Annotated in this window: 4 protein-coding genes; all 4 read left to right on the plus strand. The window is 43.7% G+C overall.

Translation table 11 applies throughout. The features are described 5' to 3' along the window. On the plus strand, positions 1-202 hold a 202-nt coding region (locus tag Absy_RS12655), incomplete at its 5' end, for a hypothetical protein (RefSeq protein WP_048854894.1). 59 nt (positions 203-261) lie between these two features. Beyond that, positions 262-636, plus strand: a complete 375-nt coding sequence (locus Absy_RS11440) for a hypothetical protein (protein ID WP_048854895.1) — start codon at positions 262-264, stop codon at positions 634-636. 57 nt (positions 637-693) lie between these two features. After that, entirely contained in the window at positions 694-1,389 is a 696-nt protein-coding gene (locus Absy_RS11445) for a hypothetical protein (protein ID WP_143221439.1), read from the plus strand. Positions 1,390-1,417: 28 nt separating this feature from the next. Then, positions 1,418-1,690 carry a hypothetical protein gene (locus Absy_RS11450; RefSeq protein WP_048854897.1) on the plus strand — a complete coding sequence of 91 codons (273 nt, stop codon included), beginning with the start codon at positions 1,418-1,420 and terminating at the stop codon, positions 1,688-1,690. Positions 1,691-2,534: the final 844 nt, after the last annotated feature.

Below are 2,534 nucleotides of genomic sequence, written 5' to 3' on the forward strand. Positions count from 1 at the left end.
ACCATTCTTCGGGAATTGCTCAACTGCCAAGCCGTCCATTTCCGGGAGTAAGGTCACACTGGAATTTCCGCACAATACCGGGAAATACGTCACCACGCCAGCCGAAGTCGATGTTTACGACCTTGCGACTGGAATCCTGACAAAGAACGGCAAGAATATCCCCGCTGCCTGCAAGCTGGATGATGGCGTCTGTCAGGGGTGATTTCACCTTATTCTTTAACCTTTTGCTACACACTCAAATCGAAATTTGCTGAGAGAATCATGAACGCTCGCTCTATATTCACCGTCTCCAGAATAGCCGCCCCTGTATTTGGACTTCTCGCACTGTTCCCCTTGGCCGGGTGTGGCGAGAGTGGTCCTTCTCTGGAAGAACTTCAGTCCATAATCTCCCAAAACTATGCGGATGCTGTGGAAGGGAACCGGTCATTCGGAGACATTCTGGGTCACAATCATCCGACACCCCCGGTCATCAAGGTCACGGAACGGACGTGTGAAGCGCGGGGTTCCTATGAGTTTCACGGTGAAAAACTGCCAATCTTCCGTTGTGATGTGACTTTCAAAGTGGGGGAAGATCAGCAGAAACAGAAGCTCGACTACGTCAAAATAGACGGGAAATGGAGCCAATACGAAGAATAAGAATTCCGATCTTTCGTTTCATATCGCTGATACACACATCATGTCGGAGTTTATGCTGTGATTGTCAAAGACGTTGGCCTTCATTTTAGCAAGAAGTCAGCTTACCTTTTTCTGCTGCTTTTCTTCTTTGTCGCCAGTTTTATCGCTGGATTTTCTGTCAAATCTTCACAAAACTCAGGTTTTCTCGAAGATTGGGCATTTTGCCTATTCTCAGGTGTAGTAATTTATGGTGTGATAAATTTATTCTCCTTTGCCATGCCGCATTTCTTGATAGTGAATGTCTTGTCCAGAATCATTCACGGTAATCCGCTAACAAAATTCCGTGCGATGTATGGTGATTTATTCGCTCACACACCGATCAAGATTGATGCTGATCTCGATGCGGATAATTATGTAAATGCAATCTGTTATGATGGCGAATTTCTTTACGTTCTACAGAAAAACAAAATGGTTACACTCAAATGGAGTGATGTCCGGCGCTGGGAGTGGAGTGTCTATGATCCAGCAAAACAGACGACCTCCGGCTTCACCCCAGGCGTAGCCTTGCAGGGTATGATTCAAGATACCGCTGCAAATCTCTCTAACGCAGCAAAAACAGCGAAAGAAAACGGTATTTCACTCGCAGTTAAAAGCCTTGATCATCCGATCTGGTTTTTTTGCACTGGGCTAGGCAAACCATCTCTTTCCACCTGCCAGAAGTGGGAAGAAATTTTCAGGCAGTTTGATGATGGTACTCTCGCGATTGCACGCTAATCAACGGTAAGAATAAGGGGACAGAATCATGGGGTCTGAAGAATCAGCGATCATCATGAGTCCCCAGTTCATCAATGTAACATTCCAAGCGGGCGAAGATTGGTATTATGGGATGCTCGAACGCACCCAAGAGGCAAACCGTTTGGCCCAGCATCACCATTCGTTTGAAGTCGCCAACGCTCGATGTGCGGTTATAAATCACCAGCTTCTCCATGACGCACGCGAGCAAAATGCAAAGCCTTTGCAAACGATCTGGTCAAGAAGCATGACGAATATGCTGTCTTGGCGAGGGGGTGAATAAATTTATCCTATCCACCTTCATGTAATCGGTTTACTCGGCGGAGGATTACAATAAGTTTTTATTGACCTCATTAACCAAATTACTCATATCGGCCACTGTTTTTCTATCTCGTTCAACTACAAGAACTTGGTTTTGAGGTTTGAAAACAATGGTTAATGTGGCGCTATTTAGAAATCGGTAAACGCTGCTACCTGTGTCGCCAGGAATGATAACTGAAAAGCCCTTATGTCAATCAAGGCGTGTTCCATCATGCCTACTTAATTCTAACGGCGTCCAGATCAATAAAATTTCCCTGTGAGGAATTGTTGTTGTGGGAATCTATTACACAGCCCCCTCTATTTCCGTTGTCGCGAACGCCTTAATTGATACATTTTATATTACATTGCTTTTATATGACATCTCTATTGTAGATTTGAGCATTTTTTACCTCTATTAATAAAATCTCTGGATGAGCTTTGATCTTAATCTGTTGACGGTTACAAAGGAACTATCCGTTAATGAATAAGCCTATGTGGAGTTCAAACGCGAGGCGTCTTGGTTTTGGTTTTTAATAGGTTGATCTGGCGATTAATGGCCGCACGATAGATCATCAACTAATCACGTTAAATTTTTAGAGTACTCCCATTTTCACGATTCAACGTATCACAACCCAAAATACTCACCAAAAAGCCGCTTTTTGAACACGTATTATTGGGATAAAAAGATGAGTGTTCGATGGCGGTTCGGAAGCTACGGTTTCTGCTCATTGCAATCAGTATAATTGGCAGAAACCGATTTCATATTTCTGGAGCACGCCAAATTATTTTGAGAGAGTCAGTAAATGAACGCATTTGATTTGAAAACA

Origin of the sequence: Acetobacter syzygii, assembly GCF_000964225.1 — a bacterium.
Classification (GTDB): domain Bacteria; phylum Pseudomonadota; class Alphaproteobacteria; order Acetobacterales; family Acetobacteraceae; genus Acetobacter; species Acetobacter syzygii.

What these genes read in the sequence shown, in the direction of transcription:
- Absy_RS11450 (WP_048854897.1), top strand. Translation starts at nt 1,418, where the DNA reads ATGGGGTCTGAAGAATCAGCGATCATCATGAGTCCCCAGTTCATCAAT.
- Absy_RS11440 (WP_048854895.1), top strand. Translation starts at nt 262, where the DNA reads ATGAACGCTCGCTCTATATTCACCGTCTCCAGAATAGCCGCCCCTGTA.